This window comes from Fibrella aquatilis (genome assembly GCF_017353255.1).
GTDB classification, from domain to species: Bacteria; Bacteroidota; Bacteroidia; order Cytophagales; family Spirosomataceae; genus Fibrella; species Fibrella aquatilis.
Window position 1 is genome coordinate 1 of sequence record NZ_JAFMYU010000058.1, and the last position, 551, is coordinate 551.

Below are 551 nucleotides of genomic sequence, written 5' to 3' on the forward strand. Positions count from 1 at the left end.
GAGTTAACCTGACTCAAAGTCAACCACTCGAAGTGAATTATTCCAGAATGAAATTCTCATCCCCATTGGGATGATCTTTGTGATGATCCAGGTAGGTTTGAAGTAACGCCTCGGTGATATTGCCCACACTCCAGGCACCATACCCGATACCCCAAAAATGACCGCCCCAATACCGACGTTTCAGCTCAGGAAACTCCTGCAACAACAGTTTGGCACTCCGACCCTTCAACCTTCTGACTAGATCACTCACACTCAGCGAAGGCGGATAAGACACATGCAAATGAATATGATCCTTACTGACCACCCCCTTTAAAATCTGCACGTCCAGCACATTACAGGTTTGCCGAAGCAGGTCTCGGCAACGCAACTGGACATCACCCGTCAACACGTGGTAGCGATATTTAGTACTCCATACCAGGTGTACCTGTAGATTGTAAACTGAATGCGTGCCTGATCGTTGCTGCTTCATAGAGCAAAACTATCAGAAAGGAGTAGCAACTGAAGTCTTGCCCTAAAGGGCATAGCTAGAACTAGCGTACATGAAAAGTCTA

Annotated in this window: 1 protein-coding gene; it reads right to left on the reverse strand. The window is 46.8% G+C overall.

Features of this window, described 5'->3' with window-relative positions:
• Positions 1-37 precede the first annotated feature (37 nt).
• Positions 38-469, reverse strand: a complete 432-nt coding sequence (tnpA, locus tag J2I48_RS28120) for an IS200/IS605 family transposase (protein WP_207338865.1) — start codon at positions 467-469, stop codon at positions 38-40.
• Positions 470-551 lie beyond the last annotated feature (82 nt).

What these genes read in the sequence shown, in the direction of transcription:
- tnpA (WP_207338865.1), bottom strand. Translation starts at nt 469, where the DNA reads ATGAAGCAGCAACGATCAGGCACGCATTCAGTTTACAATCTACAGGTA.